General features: G+C 68.8%; 13 protein-coding genes. 7 read left to right on the top strand and 6 right to left on the bottom strand.

Annotated elements, in window-relative coordinates:
• Positions 1-269: 269 nt before the first annotated feature.
• The 7 genes from POL72_RS14320 (at position 270) to POL72_RS14290 (ending at position 7,015) form a co-directional block, all read left to right on the top strand.
• A complete protein-coding gene (locus POL72_RS14320) occupies positions 270-1,283 on the top strand; it encodes a DUF4202 family protein (protein ID WP_272095774.1) in 1,014 nt (337 codons plus the stop codon).
• Positions 1,280-2,350 (top strand): CgeB family protein, encoded by a 1,071-nt coding sequence (locus POL72_RS14315; protein WP_272095773.1) that lies wholly within the window; start codon positions 1,280-1,282, stop codon positions 2,348-2,350. Before POL72_RS14320 ends, POL72_RS14315 begins: the two co-directional genes overlap by 4 nt.
• A gap of 19 nt (positions 2,351-2,369) precedes the next feature.
• A complete protein-coding gene (locus POL72_RS14310) occupies positions 2,370-3,119 on the top strand; it encodes a sugar phosphate nucleotidyltransferase (RefSeq protein WP_272095772.1) in 750 nt (249 codons plus the stop codon).
• An 11-nt stretch (positions 3,120-3,130) separates the two neighbouring features.
• Positions 3,131-3,934: a TIGR04290 family methyltransferase gene (locus POL72_RS14305; protein WP_272095770.1), complete on the top strand. Its 804-nt coding sequence runs from the start codon at positions 3,131-3,133 to the stop codon at positions 3,932-3,934.
• Positions 3,931-4,815 (top strand): glycoside hydrolase 5 family protein, encoded by an 885-nt coding sequence (locus POL72_RS14300; RefSeq protein ID WP_272095768.1) that lies wholly within the window; start codon positions 3,931-3,933, stop codon positions 4,813-4,815. Before POL72_RS14305 ends, POL72_RS14300 begins: the two co-directional genes overlap by 4 nt.
• Positions 4,816-5,102: 287 nt before the next feature.
• Positions 5,103-5,969: a PIG-L deacetylase family protein gene (locus POL72_RS14295; protein WP_272095767.1), complete on the top strand. Its 867-nt coding sequence runs from the start codon at positions 5,103-5,105 to the stop codon at positions 5,967-5,969.
• Positions 5,960-7,015 (top strand): glycosyltransferase family 4 protein, encoded by a 1,056-nt coding sequence (locus POL72_RS14290; RefSeq protein ID WP_272095766.1) that lies wholly within the window; start codon positions 5,960-5,962, stop codon positions 7,013-7,015. Before POL72_RS14295 ends, POL72_RS14290 begins: the two co-directional genes overlap by 10 nt.
• A gap of 78 nt (positions 7,016-7,093) precedes the next feature.
• Here the strand turns inward: POL72_RS14290 and POL72_RS14285 are convergent, their stop codons facing one another.
• The 6 genes from POL72_RS14285 to POL72_RS14260 all read right to left on the bottom strand — a co-directional run bounded on the left by POL72_RS14285 (position 7,094) and on the right by POL72_RS14260 (position 15,387).
• Positions 7,094-7,564 carry a hypothetical protein gene (locus POL72_RS14285; RefSeq protein ID WP_272095765.1) on the bottom strand — a complete coding sequence of 157 codons (471 nt, stop codon included), beginning with the start codon at positions 7,562-7,564 and terminating at the stop codon, positions 7,094-7,096.
• Positions 7,565-7,632: 68 nt separating this feature from the next.
• On the bottom strand, positions 7,633-8,016 hold the full coding sequence (locus tag POL72_RS14280) for a DUF4150 domain-containing protein (RefSeq protein ID WP_272095763.1): 384 nt from the start codon (positions 8,014-8,016) through the stop codon (positions 7,633-7,635).
• A gap of 6 nt (positions 8,017-8,022) precedes the next feature.
• Positions 8,023-8,673: a DUF3540 domain-containing protein gene (locus POL72_RS14275; RefSeq protein WP_272095761.1), complete on the bottom strand. Its 651-nt coding sequence runs from the start codon at positions 8,671-8,673 to the stop codon at positions 8,023-8,025.
• A gap of 7 nt (positions 8,674-8,680) precedes the next feature.
• Positions 8,681-9,772, bottom strand: a complete 1,092-nt coding sequence (locus tag POL72_RS14270) for a pentapeptide repeat-containing protein (protein WP_272095759.1) — start codon at positions 9,770-9,772, stop codon at positions 8,681-8,683.
• 7 nt (positions 9,773-9,779) lie between these two features.
• The gene (locus POL72_RS14265) at positions 9,780-12,887 is read right to left on the bottom strand and encodes a DUF2169 domain-containing protein (protein WP_272095758.1); all 3,108 of its coding nucleotides are present in this window, start codon (positions 12,885-12,887) and stop codon (positions 9,780-9,782) included.
• Between the two features lie 82 nt (positions 12,888-12,969).
• Complete coding sequence (locus POL72_RS14260) at positions 12,970-15,387, bottom strand: type VI secretion system Vgr family protein (RefSeq protein ID WP_272095757.1); 2,418 nt, start codon at positions 15,385-15,387, stop codon at positions 12,970-12,972.
• Positions 15,388-15,592 lie beyond the last annotated feature (205 nt).

Genomic DNA, 15,592 nt, shown 5'->3' with positions numbered 1-15,592 from the left:
GGCGACCCCAGGCGGCGGGCGCACAGCACAGGCGGACCCAGTGCGGCTGTCGTGGCAGGGCGGCCACGGGGCGGGGCTCGGGGCGGAGCGCCGAGAGGAGATCGCCGCGGCGGGCTTGGCTACGGCGATCCCACGTCTCGCGCTCATTTCTTTCCCGACGGTGCTCTACGGAATTTCCGCGATGGTGCGGTGAGGAGCACGGCGATAGGTTCCCACCTGCGATCCCTGTTCGTCCGCGGCAGCCGCGCGCGGCAGCTGTGTCGAGCTCCATGCCCGGGCTGACCGGAGAGCGCACGCTCATGCTCAAGCGCCTGATCCTCATCGACGGCCCCCCTTCGAGCAGCGATGGACCATCGATCTGCGGGACGCCGCTGCTCTCTCCGTCCGACAGGGCGGCGCTCTCCAGGGAGTTCCCTGGCGTGGCGGTGGAGAGCGGCGCGCCCGGCCCATCCGGGGGTGCGCTCCACGCCGTCGTCGACGGCCGCGCGTGGCGCTCGTCGGCGCTCGACCTGTGGGCGCTCGACACCCGCCTGCACGCGCTCGACGCCGGCGGCCTCTTCGACCTCCGGATCGAGGGGCTCGATCGAGCGGGCGCCGCGCGCGCCGCCTACGAGGTCCTCACACGGTGCCAGCGCTTCATCCGCAGGAGGAACCTCGCCTCCGCGACCGCTGTCTTCGCCCGGATCCTCGGGCGGCACCGGGAGCTCCACGATCTCGACAGGCCGCTCGTCCGCGCCGATTACGATCATGCGATCGACGTCTGGCAATGGATGCTCCGCCTCGAGCCGCGCGCCGGCGTCGCGGTCCAGGCGGCGGCGCTCTTCCACGACGTGGAGCGGCTCGTCTCCGAGGCGGACGTCCGGCGTGAGCACCGCGCCCCGGACTACCAGGCGTTCAAGGACGAGCACGCGCGGCGCGGGGCGGCCCTGACGCGCGCCGCGCTCGCCGGCGTCGGGCTCGCGCCGGAGGTCCTCGACCGGATCGGCGCCCTGGTGGCGTCGCACGAGCGGCCGGGAGACGACGCCGAGCTCGCCTTGCTCAACGACGCCGACGCGCTCTCGTTCTTCTCGCTGAACAGCGCCGGGTTCCTCGACTGCTACGGGCCCGAGCACACCCGCGCCAAGGTGGCGTACACGCTCCGCCGCCTCCGGCCCGAGGCAAGGGCGCTCTTGCCGCGGATCCGCTGCCGCCCCGAGGTGGAAGCGATGATCCTCCGCGAGCCGGACAGGCCGGCGGCGCCGGCGCCGGAGATGCAGGCATGGAGGAGGTCCGCTCCGCCATGAGGCTCGTCATCTTCGGTCTGACGATCAGCTCTTCCTGGGGCAATGGCCACGCTACGCTGTGGCGCGGCGTCGTCTCCGCCCTCGGGCGAGCCGGGCACCGCGTCACCTTCTTCGAGCGCGACGTCCCGTATTACGCCGCGCACCGGGATCTGAGCGCGCTCTCGCACGGCAACACGCTCCGGCTCTACACCTCGTTCGAGGACGTCCTCCCCGAGGCCAGGCGCGCCGTCCGCGAGGCCGAGGCGGCGATGGTCACGTCGTACTGCCCAGACGGCGGCCCCGCGACCGACGTGGTCCTCGAGTCCGGCGCGCTCAAGGTCTTCTACGATCTCGACACGCCTGTGACGCTGGATCGCATCCAGGCCGGACAGCCGGTCGGCTACATCGGCCCTCGAGGCCTCGTCGATTTCGACTGCGTGCTCAGCTACACCGGCGGCGCGGCGCTCGATCAGCTAAAGGCGAAGCTCGGCGCCCGGCGGGTGTTCCCGCTCTATGGCAGCGCGGACCCGGCGGTGCACCGCCCGGTCCCGCCGCGGGACGGCTTCCGCGGGGACCTCTCGTACCTCGGCACGTACGCCGCCGACCGGCAGGCGGCGCTCTCCCGCCTCTTCCTCGACGCGGCGAGGCGGCTGCCCGAGAGGCGGTTCGTCATCGGGGGCTCGCTCTATCCCGGGGACTTCCCGTGGGCGCAGAACGTCTATTACGTGCGCCACGTGGCGCCGCCGGATCACCCGGCGTTCTATTGCTCGTCGCGGCTGACGCTCAACGTGACGCGGGGGGCGATGGCGGCGATGGGGTACTGCCCTTCCGGCAGGCTCTTCGAGGCCGCCGCGTGCGGGACGCCGATCCTGAGCGACGGCTGGGAGGGGCTCGACCGGTTCTTCACGCCGGGGAGGGAGATCCTCGTGGCGGCGACGACGGACGACGCGGTCGCGGCGCTCTCGCTCCCGGCGGGCGAGATCGCGGCCATCGCCCGCGCGGCGCAGGAGCGGGTGCTCGCGGAGCACAGCGCGGCGCGCCGCGCGGCGGAGCTCGTGACCATTCTCGAGTCGGTCTCGGCTCATTGAACGCAGTCGAGGTCGGCTCATGGAACGGAGGGACGACGCGATGTGGGGAGTGATTCCGGCGGCGGGCCTGGGCAGCAGGATACAGCCGCTCGCGTTCTCGAAGGAGCTGCTCCCGGTGGGGACGCGCAGGGACGGCGACGTGGAGCGGCCGCGCGCGGTCAGCGAGTACCTCATCGATCGCATGGTGCTCGCCGGGGCGACCCGGCTCTGCATGGTGATCTCGCCGGGCAAGTCGGATATCGTCGAGTACTACGGGGCGAGCGTCGGCCCGGCGCACATCTGTTATGTGGTGCAGCCGGCCGCCGCCGGGCTCTGCGACGCCATCTTCAGGTCGCTCCCCTGGATCCGGCCGGAGGAGGACGTGCTCGTGGGGCTCCCCGACACAGTGTGGTTCCCGGAGCACGGGCTCTGCTCGCTCGGCGGCGGGGGGCTCTCGTTCCTGCTCTTTCCGGTCGAGCATCCGGAGCTCTTCGACGCGGTCGTCACCGACGAGGAGGGCCGGGTGCTCGAGATCCAGGTCAAGCAGCGAGGCGCGCGCTCGCGGTGGGTCTGGGGCGCCTTCAGGCTCACGGGGGCTGTGATGCAAGAGCTCCACGGCCTCTGGTGCGAGCGCGGGCGGGAGGACCCGTACATCGGGACGCTGGTGAACGAGTACCTCGCCCGCGGCGGCAGCGCGCGCGCCGTGCGGGCCGGAGAGGCCTATGTCGACGTGGGGACGCTGCACGGCTACCACGAGGCCATCCAGCTCCTCAGCCGCGCCGCCGCGTGAAGGGAGGGGCCATGGAGAGGTGCGTCGAGGGAGCGACGAAGTGGACGCGGGAGCAGATCCAGGAGCGCGTGCGCGGGCTCGGGCCGTGGTTCCACAACCTCGATCTCGGCGGGGTGAAGACGGCGCCCGACCATTTCCTGGGCGATTACCCCGCGTTCAAATGGAGGGGCTTCGCCGACGCCGTCCCGGCGGATCTCACGGGCAAGACGGTCCTCGACATCGGCTGCAACGCCGGCTTCTACTCGCTCGAGATGAAGCGCCGCGGGGCGGCGCGCGTCCTCGGGATCGACAGCGACGAGGACTACCTGGCGCAGGCGCGCTTCGCCGCGGAGGTCTCCGGGGCGGACATCGAGTTCCGGAACCTCTCCGTGTACGACGTCGGCAGCCTCGGAGAGCGCTTCGATCTCGTGCTCTTCCTGGGCGTCCTGTACCACCTCCGCCACCCGCTCCTGGCGCTCGATCTGCTCCACGAGCACGTGGTCGGACACACGCTCATTTTCCAGAGCATGCAGCGCGGCAGCGCGGAGGTGGCGCCGCTCGAGGAAGATTTTCCCTTCTCCGAGGAGGAGATCTTCGACGAGGCGGGTTATCCCCGGCTCCATTTCGTGGAGCACAGCTATGCGCACGACCCGACCAACTGGTGGGTGCCCAACCGGGCTTGCGCCGAGGCGATGCTGCGGAGCGCCGGCTTCGAGATCGTGAACCACCCCGAGCCCGAGGTTTACCTCTGCCGCCGGCGCGAGAGGGCCGCCGGCCGTCCGCCCGGCGCCGTCTACCCGGCGAGGCGAGCTTTCGAGAAGGGAGAGCTGGCGTGATCGAGGCGGTGATGCTCTGGAACGAGCCCAACAACAAGTCGCACTGGGATTTCGAGATCGATCCCGAGTGGACGACGTATGGAACCATGGTGAAGCTCGCAGCGGACGCGATCCGGAGCGAGCGCCATTGGTTGCTGCGGGTGCTGGGCGGCATCTCGCCGATCGATCCGGGGTTCATCGCCAACATGGGGCGGCAGGGCGTGCTCGAGCACGTCGACGTGGTCGCGGTGCACGGCTTCCCCCTCGACTGGAATCACTGGCAGATCCACGAGTGGCCCGCCAAGCTCGAGGAGATCCGCGCGGTGACCGACAGGCCTCTCTGGATCACCGAGGTCGGCGTCTCCACGTTCGGCGCCGAGGAGGTGCAGGAGTTCGGCCTCCGGCGGAGCGCCGAGCTGCTCCGCGGCAAGGTCGAGCGGATCCACTGGTACAGCCTCTATGACCTGCCGCGCGCGTGGCCGGCGACGACCCGGCACCGCGAGGCCGAGGGCTCGTCGTATTACAGGCATTTCTACATGGGCCTGCTCCGCGAGGACGGGACGCCCAAGCGCGCGCTCCGGCTCTTCCCGGAGTACACCCCTGAATTCGGTCTGTGCCAGTGGTTCCACTTCGAGGACCACCGGCTCGACGACGCGGTGGCGTGGCTGAAGGAGCTCGGGGTGCGCCACCTCCGCACGGGCCTCAGCTGGGCCGACAGCTTCCGCCCCGGCGCGGAGGCCTGGTTCGACCGGCAGATGAAGGCGCTCGAGCCGTTCGAGGTGACCCTGACCTACTGCTTCACCCCAGAGCACGCCGGCGTCCGGCCCCACCACACGAGCCCTCCCCAGCGGATCGAGGAGTTCGCCGACTTCTGCGCCCGGATGACGCGGCGCTACGCATGAGGTGCCGCCATGCGTAACGCCCTGCATGCGTACGTAAAGGAGCGCGTAGGCGCCTGCTCGTCTGTCCGCGGTTTACGCGCGTCTGGCGCGCCGCGTCGCCGTTTGGTAGTGTGGAGATCGCTGCGTTTTTCGCCAGGACGACCTGACCGCATGCACTCCAGGTGGCTCATGTCCCACGTCGCGAGCACGCCGAAGCGAAAGAGGAGACCCGAGGAGCACCGCGGCATCTCGGGGGGGCGATCCGAGCCGCGCACCGGGCTGCGCAGCAGGCGCGCGGAGGTGCTTTCGTGAACCTCGCCGTGCTGCGCCGTCAGGGGCCCTCCGCCCAGGAGCTCGCGTGGCCGCCGTTCTCCTGGCTCTCGTCGGGCCGGGCGCCGCGCTGTCTCGTCGTGCTCGCCCATCCGGACGACGAGACCATCGGGCTCGGCGCGCGGATCGGCCGGCTCAGCCCGATCGAGGTGGTCCACGTGACCGACGGGGCGCCCCGCGACGAGCGCTTCGTGCCGGCGGGCCTCGCCGGCATCGGGCGCGAGCGCTACGCCGCGCTCCGGCGCGAGGAGGTGACCCGCGCCATGTCGGCCGGCAACGTGCCTGCGGGGCGGCTCAGGTGCCTCGGCGCGGTCGACCAGGAGGCGATCGAGGAGGCGCCGAGCCTCACCCGGCGGCTCGTCGAGCTGTTCGCCCGGACGCGGCCCGAGGTGGTGTTCACCCACCCCTACGAGGGCGGCCACCCCGATCACGACGCGGCGGCGCTCGCCGTCCACGCGGCGGCGGTGCTCGCCCTCTGGAACGGCGTCACCTCGCCGCTGATCTTCGAGGCGGCGTCGTACCACGCCGCGCGCGGCCGCCTCCGCACCGGCGAGTTCATCGCGCACGCCGGCGTCCCCGAGATCGCCCTCCGGCTCTCGGACATCGAGGCGTCGCGGAAGCGCGCCATGCTGGCCTGCTTCGCCAGCCAGCGGGAGGTGCTCGCCCCGTTCGGCGCGGAGGTCGAGCGCTTCCGGCCGGCGCCCGCTTACGATTTCCGCAGGCCCCCGCACGACGGCCCGCTCCATTACGAGCGCCTCGGCTTCCCGATCGACGGCGCGCGCTGGCGGCGGCTCGCGGCCAAGACGCTCACGCTGCTCGGCCTCGAGCGTGAGCTGTGCCTCTGACGGTCCTGCTCGTCGGTTATCCGCTCGCGCCCGTGGGTCCGGACGCCGTCGGCGGCGCCGAGCAGGTGCTCTCGATGCTCGACGAGGCGCTCTCGCGCGGCGGCCACCGGTCGATCGTTGTCGCTCCGGAGGGCTCCGCGTGCGCCGGGACGCTGGTCGCCACGCCGGCGCCCCCGCCTGGCGCGGCCCTCGACGAGGCGGCGAGGGAGCGGGCCTGGAGCCATCACCGGAGCGCCGTCGCCCGGGTCCTGGACAGGTATCCGATCGACCTCGTCCACATGCACGGCGTCGATTTCGATCGCTACCTGCCCGAGCCGGGTGCGCCGGTGCTCGCGACCCTCCATCTCCCGCCAGGCTTCTATTCGCCTGCGGTGTTCTGTCTCGAGCGGCCGAGGACGTTCCTCCACTGCGTGTCCGCGACGCAGCGGCGCGCCTGTCCGCCGGAGGCGCGGCTCCTGCCCGACATCCCGAACGGCGTCCGGCTGGAGCACTACCGGCCGAGGCGGTACAAGCGCGGCTTCGCGCTGGCGCTGGGCCGGATCTGCCCGGAGAAGGGCTATCACGTCGCCGTCGAGGCCTCGGTCCGCGCCGCCGTGCCGCTCGTCATCGCCGGCCAGGCGTTCGGGTACGAGGAGCACACGCGGTACCTCCAGGAGGTCCTGCTGCCGATGCTGCGCGGCCCCGGGCCCGTGCGGCGCTTCATCGGCCCGGTGGGCCTCGCCCGGAAGCGCCGCCTGCTCGCGGCGGCGCGGTGCCTCCTCGTCCCCAGCCTGGTGCAGGAGACCAGCTCGCTCGTGGCCCTGGAGGCGCTGGCCTCGGGCACGCCGGTGATCGCGCTGCGCGGCGCCGGCGCGCTGCCGGAGATCGTCGAGCACGGCCGGACGGGGTTCCTCGTGGACGGCGCGGTGGAGATGGCCGACGCGATGGCGAGGGTCGACCGGCTCGACCCGGCGGCGTGCCGTCGCGCGGCCGAGGAGCGCTTCTCGGCGGCGACGACGGCGGCGGCGTACCTCGAGACGTACCGCCGGATCCTGCGCGCAGCGTGAAGCGCCGGGTCGCCCTGCTGGAGGATGGAGGACGACGCTCGCAGCCTGCGGCCGCGCCGCAGGCATCGCGCGGGCCGCTCAGCGAGCGTTGCAGGCGAAGACGTGCTCGATGGCGTCCACGCACATCTGCTCCGCGACCTCCCGGGTGACCCGAGACAGCACCCGGAACCGCGTGAGCTCGGTCAGGGTCCGGTGAACGTTGACCTCGGCGATCACCTCTCCGTCGCCCGCGGCCTCGGCGCTGTAGAAGAGGCGGATCAGGTTGTTCGCGTTCGCCGGTACGCCCCGCAGCAGGAGGTGAAACTCGATGCTGGGGGTCTTCTCGCCCACGTCATGCTCGATCCGGTAAGCGTGGCCTGACGAGGCGAGCTCCCCGCCGATGGCTTCGAACGTGGGCACGAAGATGTCGCCCAGGATCCGCCGGAATTCATCGATGAACACCTGGCGCCGATCCGGCGTGTTGGCGCCGTTCGTGCTCCGGGCCAGGCGCTCGCCGTATTTCTTTTGAATGATCCCCAGGCGGATGCGGGTAGTTTCATCGATGGCCACGTGGGTGTCCCTCAGGGGTCAGAACAGGGCGGGCTCTCGGGGCGCTCTCGCGGAAGACCGAGCGGACGTCACTTGAGAACCAGGACCTTGATCTGGCTCGGGACAATGGTCGTCGAGTTCGTGTTGATCTGGTTCCCAAAGCCGTTGGCGGAGAGCACCACCGCCGGTTTTCCCTGCCACAACGTGTTGCGAGAGAATCGGAGACGCCTCGCGGGGCCCATGTTGCGGCCCGAGATCACGCCACCAAGGAGCCCAGGGTTGTCGCCGGAGGTGAGCGGAATGGTGGTTGTCACGGTATGGGCGGGAGCGACCCCGATGCGCACTTTGTACGCGGGGGACGTCCCCATGGGCTTCGCTGCAAAGTTTGGAAATGGGACGGGGACCATCGTCGGAAGACGGCAGACATCCGGCATGCCAAAGTCCATTCCACCGCTCGACGTGATTGCAAACATGTTCGGTCACCCTACCTGGATCTGATCGGCATCGATTTTCACGACGTGGCACGCGGTGATCTTGGCGTTCTCGCTGTGGATGGCGAGGTTGCCCTTGGCCGCATAGTCGATGCGCTCGGCGCGCACATGGTCCGCCTCTTCCACGATGCGGTAGGAGCGCTTCACCCTCTGCGACAGCCGTTCGAGCGCCGAGTCGAGGCTCCGGCCGACCAGCTTGGCGCGGTCGACCTCGCCGCGAGCCACCTTGCTGAGGAACGAGAACAGCTCCAGCGCGACGTGCCCCTCCTTGGCCTGGACACGGAAGGTCGACGCGGCCATCGAGAGGTCCTTGCCGGCTGCCACGTGTACACCGTCGGGCGCCGAGAGGCCCAGCGAGCCGCGCCGCAAACGAATCTGTAGATCTCCTTCGGAGACGAGGTGTGAGGGCGCGCCCTCCTCTCGCTCGAGGACGGCGAGGATGTAATGCGTGCCGTTCACGGTGGTGAGGAGCACCAGGTCTCCGGTGGCAGGCTCCAGCAGGCAGCTCGTCGCGCGCCTCGCGCGGATCTCGCCATGCTCGGTCTCGACGATGTACGCGGGGCCATCGATGCGGAGCACGGCGCCGTGATCGCCGTAGGCTTCCCGCTGGTATTGTCTCGCTCTTGCTGCGCTCTGCATGGTTTCCTCATGAGTGAGGGGGGCGTTGACTGCCGGCAGGCCTCCCAAGGACGTTGGCCTGCCAGTCTTCTGCTTCCTTGAGCTCCTGGTCGTCTCCGTGCGCCAGCGCCTTGCTCGGCGGCCAGATCGTGCCCTTGTCCGTCACACGGTGCAGCCGCGCGCGCGACAGCGTCGCATCGGAGAAATCGGCGGACGACACGTCGGCGTGGGAGAAGTCTGCGTGGCTCAGGTCTGCCCGGCAGAAGCGGGCACCCGGGCACCTCGCCCGGTGCCAGACGCTCATCTCGAGCCGCGCGCCCGAGAGGTTCGTGGCGCCCGCGCGCGCGTCGACGAAGAGCGCTTGGCTCAGGTCGGCCTGGGTGAGGCTCGCGTTCATCAGGGTCGCTTCGACGAAGTCGGCCAGCCGGGCGACGGCGCCGTCCAGTCGAGCCCCGGTCAAGTTGGCGCCCTTGAAGCCGCATTGCGTCAGCGTGGCCCCTGAAAAGTCGCAACCCTGCAGGTCGGCGCTTGTAAATTGCGTTCTGCTGAGGTCCATCCGCCGGAAGTCCTTGGGCCCCATCCTTACCTCGATCAGGATCGCTTCCACGAGGGTAGTCCCCGTGAGAATGGCCTGGGACAGGTCCTGACGGAACAAGACAGCCCTGGTCAAGTTGGCCTGAGAGAAGTCCGTGCCCTCGAGCGTGACGCCAAACAGGGTGCCGTCGGTCAGGTTGGCACGGACGAATCGGGCGTTCTTGAGCTCGGCATGGTCGATGGTAGCCGACGAGAGGTCGGCTCCGGTCAGATCGGCCGATTCGAGGTCCACGGCCGAGATGTTCGCTCCAACCAGCGAGGCGTCGGCGAGCACGGCCCCCGTGAACGTGCAATCCATGGCCGTGCCGAGGTGAAAATCCAGCCCCTTCAGGTTGGCTCCCGCGAGGTCACAGCGGTGAAAGATCGCCTCGCGCACCTTGACGCCGGCGAGGTTGGCGTTGGTGAAGCGGACATCTTCGAAGATCCCGCCGGAGAGGTCGAGCCCCGACAGGTCGAAGCCCGACAAGTCCAGCTCCGAAACGACCTCTTCTTGTTCGATCAGCTTGCGCAGCGCTTCCCTGTCCATGCTCCCTCTAGGCCGGTATTACCCTGAGTCGCTTGAGGTTGGCGCCGGCAAAGCTCGTGTCGTCATCTCCAACCATTCGATCGGCGCACACGCTGAACAGGTTGGCCTTCTCGAAGTTGGCCCCCTGGACGCACGCATGGTTCATGATGCTCTGCCTCAGGTCAGCGGCGTAGAGCGACGCCCCGGTGAGGTTGGCGCGGGTCAGCATGGCCTCGGCGAGGTTCGCGCGATCGAGGCTCGCCTCCGTCAAGTCGGCCTCGTTGAGCAGCGCGCCGCGCAGGTCGGCGTCGGAGAGGTCGCTGCCGGCGAGGCTCGTCCCCATCAGGTTCGCGCCGGCGAGGTTCGCGCCGGCGAAGTCTGCGCCAGCGAAGGACGAGCCCATCACGCTCGTGAGGTCCTTTGCCATCACGTTTCGGAAGATGGCGCGGTCGCCCTGGGCGGCGATGAAGGTGGCGGAGCTCAGGTCGACGCCGGTGAAATCGACCTCGGTCACGTTCACCTCGTTGAACGTGCACCCCGAGAGCCGCGCGCCCACGAGTCGCGCTCCCGTGAGGTCCACCTGCTGGAACATCGCCTCTTCCGCGACGGCGTTCTCCAGGTTGGTGTCGCAGAAATTGGCCTCGGAGAGGTCGGCGCGCGAGAGGTTGGCGCCGGACAGATCCGCTCCCCAGAGGTCCGCCTTGACGAGCACGGCCTCGCCGAAATCGACGCCTCCACCTGCCTTCACGTCCCGCAGGCACGCCGAACCGAAATTGGCTCCGTTGAGCTTGGCCTCCGAGAGATCCGCGGCCTCCAGGTTGGCTCGCGCCAGGACGGCTCCGGTGAGCTTCGCTCTTCGCAAGATGCTCCCGGTGAGAAAGGCCGACTCGAGCATGGCGCCCTCGAGGTCGATCCCCTCGAGGTTGAGGTGAGAGAGATCGGCGCCCGTGAGGTCGCACCCCGCGAAGCTCCGCCCCTCCTTGTGCCCGGCCTCCACTTCGCGGCGAAGCTGCAGGGACTCTTCGCTGTCGAGGGGCGCGGAGGCCGCCAGGAGGTGCGCGAGCCGAGGCCCGTCTTCGCCCAGCTCGGCGAAAGACGAAGCCCTGTCGTCCAGATCCTCCGCAGACGCGAAGCCCTCGTCGTCCGTAGGCTCACCGCCCCAGGCCTCGTCCTCTGGCGGCGCGTGGGCAGCCTCGGGCGCCTCGTCGGGGAGGTGGAATGTGTCGTCGAGGTCCTCGTCAGCGGCGGCCTGGGTCTCGTCCTCGAACGCTTGCCAATCCAGCGACGACACCAGCTCTTCGCTCTTCTCCGGCGTGAAGCCCTCGCTCGTCAGCGACTGCCGCACGCGCTCGCGGACCTCCGATATCCTGAGCTCGCTCGGACCGTCGGCGGCGTTCTGACGCGTCCTCGCCAGCAACGCGCCGACGTCGACCCCGTGCGCGGTCAGCCCGCTGCTGAGCCGACCCTCGACCAAGCGGACCACGGTCTCTTCGGATTCTTCCGAGTCATCGAGGGACGCAAGGTCGTCGGAGGGCTCTTCCTGGGCGAGGTGCGCCTCTGGATCGATGCCACGGTCTCGCAGCTGCTTCTTGCCCCACTCCATGAGCGCTTCCTGCGCGCGAAGCGCCTCGGCCTCCTCGGGGTCGTCCTCCAGGGCGGGGGTCATCGTCGGGGCCGCAAACGCGAGTGGCTCCGGGTCTGCCTCGTGGCTCAGCCCCGTGTCAGCCTGGGACCATGCAGGGCTCTCTTCTTCCTCCGTGCCCTCCGGGAAGTCCGTGGCTAACTCCGCCCCTTCCGCGTCGGCTGAGGCGGCGAGGTGCCCGGGGTCGATCCCCATCTCGGCGAGCTCGGCCTCGGTCGCCTCGAGGTCGGGGTCCCTCTCGAGCTCGGCCTCGGCCGCTTCGACGTCGAGGCCCTCCGCTGCTCTCGCTCCGTGGACACCGGCGGTGACGACGCCGGCGCCGGCCGCGGCTGCAGCCGCGCGCTTGACGGATCGAGCCGGAGTGCCTCCCAGAAACCCTTCTCGCCTGAGCTTTGACGCGAGCCCGGAGAGCGTGTCATCGGGCAGCGGCGGCGCCTCCGGATCTTCGGGCTCGGGCATGAGCGTGTCGTCCTGGTCATCCGGGAGTTCTTTGCTCTCAAGGCCAAGCCGGGGGATGAGGTAGTCGTGGTAATACGCGGCGGGCCTGGGGGCGCCCATGGCTTCGCAGGCAACCAGCACCGCCACCACGTCGTCTGCGTCGTCCTCGGAGATCTCGATGCCGCCGCGGAAGAGGACGACCCCCCGCTCGCGGTGCGGGAACAGACGCACCGTGTCGAGCTTCATCGCGGGCTCGTGGATCTCCACGCCGTCGCTCGTCTTGAGGCAGACGAAGCATCGACTCACGACCCCGGGAAGGGAGCCTTCGATCCGAGGCTTGTCGGGGTGCATGTTCTCGACCACGAAGGTCTCGTCGCCCCTGAAGAACCCGTCGATCTGCTGGTCTTCCGGAGCCATGTTGAACAGCGTCGGGTCCAGATCCCGCGCAAAACCAGGGAAGCACTCGTCGCGCCACGCCGCGTCGTAGGTGCCGATCTTGGAGAACCGCTGGGGCCACGTCAGGTCGTAGCCGTCGAGGCCGGCGGGCGTAGGGCAGTCGCTGCGCGCGTGGATGAGGTGCTTGGGCGACTCGATGTTGGGGAGCGCCGCGCTCTTGTCGCCGTGGCCTTTGCCCAGCGGGTTCCTGGCAAAATCCTTCCCGCCAAAGGCGTTTCGCCAGGTGACGGGCATCTCGGTGAAGGGCGTCGGATCCGACATGCCGAGCATCCCCCACGTCCGGTCGCCGATGACGTAGAGGCTCTTGTTGATGGGCCCGAGCTGGACGCGGACCGAGCTCGCGGGGCGGGCGGCGCGCCCCGGCGGATAGCAGCGGCCCGTGACGAGGAGCTCGCCCCGGGTCTTGGGGTTGAACTCGTCGAGGAGGCCGTCCTCGCCGAGCTCCTCCATGGCGATCTTCCAGACCGTGGGCTCATAGAGCAGCCGGGCCGGCCGGTCGTAGGAGAAGCCGACGAAGGTGGTGACCACGAGGTGCGGGGTGCGCTGGTGCATGAAGACCCTCGGCACCACCCCGAGGCGCATGGGCTTGACGATTTTCATCCGACGGACTCCAGGGTAGCGGGCTCGATGGATCGTTCGGCTCAGCGCCGGGCGCGAGCCTGTTCCACACTCGGTGGGTGGATTACTTCAGGATGTGCAAGTCCGCGTTCGAGAGGCCGAGTCGAGCTTTGATCGTCAATATCTCGGCCGAGGCCTTGTAGCCCTTTGCCGAGATTTCTGCTGCGTTCAGTTTCTTTATCTCCAAGGGGGCGCGTTTGAACGCTAGCCCCTTGATGTTCTCGTATTTCGTTCCGTTGATGACCTCGACGCGCGACCCGATCTTGGTCGTGTAGAGGCCTGTTATCTTGCTTTCGGCGGGGCCATTGATGGTGCTCGAGCTCGGTCCATAGACCGTGGTTTTTCTGGGGCCATAGATCTTGGCGGTGTTCCCGCCTCTGATCGTCTTCGTGCTCCCCCCCGCGTGAACGGTGGTCGTTCGCCCCGCGTAAAAGTTGCCGGTGGCATGGCCGCGGACGTCTGTGCGTCGGGTCCCGTTGACATCGGTCTCGCTGGTGCCGTTGATCGTCGTTTTGTTCGATACGAAGACCGTCGTCTCTCGCCCGTTGAAGAAGGTGCTCTCGTCCTTGCCTCTGATCTGGGTGTTGCGCCTCCCCATGATGCGCAAGCTGCTGTTGCCCCTGATGGTGGCGAGGCGATCGCCCACGAGCGTGAACGTGTCGTCGCCCCCGATCTTCGTGCTCCGATTCCTCGTGATGTTGGTCTTCCGGTTGCCCCGGAGGATCGTCTTTTCATTGCCGAGGATGGTCGTGTGGCGATAGCCCAAGATCACGTTCTGTGAGTATCCAGCGATGAAGCTCCCGGCGTATCCTCCGACGGCGCTCAAGCTGAAGCCCCCGATCACGCTCTCGGAGATGCCCACGGTGATCGCCGTTCGGTTGCCAGTCACGATGTTCTCGGAGCTGCCTCCGATCCACACATAAGCGTGCCCTTGCGACTTGACCTCGTACGAGGCGCCGCCGTTGGGCGCCCCCATCCGGAGGTAGGTGTTGTCATAGGGCGTCGACAGCGTGACCCGCTCTTGCCCGGCCTGGTCTTCGAGCTCGAGCCGGTTCCTCCCGCCCGTCTGGATCACGTTCCGCGTGTTGTTCCCCGACGTGACCGGGCTCGGCGTCAGCGCGTTGGGCGCGACGCCGACGATGGCCGGCCGGTCGGGATCGCCCCCCTCGAAGGCGCACATGACCTCGACGCCTGCGCGCAGCGGGAAGTGGAAGCCCTCGATGCCGCCGCCGTGGGGCTGGAGCATCCGGACCCAGGTCGACGCCTTCCCCCCGCTCAGGTCGCTCTCGTCGAAGAGGAACTTGATCCGGTAGCGACCCTGGCTGTCGATCTGCGCGTACTCGCTGACCGCCGCGCCCTCGACGATGGCGATCTCGGTGCCGTAGATGCGCGGCCACTCGGTGACCTGCGGCGCGCGGAACTGCGTCGTCGTGGGGATGGCCTTGGCCTCCATGCGGTAGTTCTCGGTCCACGTCGTGAAGTCGCGGAGCTCGGGCATGTCCGGGGCCTGGTTGGACCAGTGCTCGACCTCGATGGCCAGGTACTTCGTGTTGAACGCGGCCCGCGGGTGGTCCTCGATCTCGAAGGTAAACCCGGGGACCACCGTCGCTGCCTTGCCCATCGCCTGGTACACGACGCCGGTCGCGGAGAGGCTCTCGGCCTTGATCCGCGCCAGCCGCGCCCCGTCGCCCGACGAGAAGAACCGCGCGCCGAACACGCTGACCTCGCCAACGCCGCTCGGGCTGACCGACGCCTGCCCGGTGACCGGTACGGCCGGCGTGGCGTAGTTGTAGTCCTTGAGGCGGACCGTGCCGGGCATGGCCTCATGCCGGCAGGTGAAGGCGTGGAAGGTGTCCTTCGCGGTGTTGGCGCCGCCCGGTTGCGGGAAATAGCGAATGGGCTTGCCGCCATGGGGCTGATGGGCAGACTTGTTATCGACAAGCACCAGCGTCTCGCCGCCCTCCCCATGCTCGAAGTAGTAATAGATGCCTTCGCGCTCCATCCACCGGGCGATGAAGGCATAATCGGTCTCGCGGTACTGACAGATATGCTCCTCGGGGTTGTAGGAGCCCTGGAGCTGGAGGGCGCAGTCCGTGACGCCGCCCTTTTGAAGGACGGCTTGAATGATCGCCGGGATGGCCTGCACGGTGAAGACGCGGCTGTGAAACGACATGGCGAGCAAGGCGAGGCGCGGGACCATGGTGGCCCGGAAGACGGACCGACCGACGAACTCGTTGATGAGCTCGATGCTGCCGAGGACGCCGCTTCGAAGGAAGGGCTCGCCGCCGTCGCTCCGCTCCAGGGAGATGCTCACCGGCTGCCCCACGGCCGCGGCCATATCAAAGCTCTGGCCGGCGTCGTTCGTCATCACCAGGTAGAGCTCGAAGCGATAGGGCTTCGAAATACCCTCGGTGCCGTGGAAAGCTACGAGCTTGGTGGAAGAGGGCAGGGCGCTTGATTGGACGACGAAATTGTCAGGCATGGCGAGCCTCACGGGTGGGAAACAGCGGCAGGCGCAGACGCGCTGGAGAGCCTAGACGGAATTTGTGTCAGTTGTGTGGCGTGGCGCCTGCTTGTTGTTGTCCGTCGGTGACGACGACGCGACGGATTCGTCGCAGGCGGGGTCATGGGCTTGACGACTCCCTGCTCGCGCCCATTGTCACGCGCCATCGTCGGTGGTCCGCGCG

Origin of the sequence: Sorangium aterium (genome assembly GCF_028368935.1) — a bacterium.
In the GTDB taxonomy this organism is placed as follows: domain Bacteria; phylum Myxococcota_A; class Polyangia; order Polyangiales; family Polyangiaceae; genus Sorangium; species Sorangium atrum.
The sequence above is the reverse complement of the archived record's forward strand: the minus strand, read 5'-3'. Positions and strand labels throughout refer to the sequence as shown.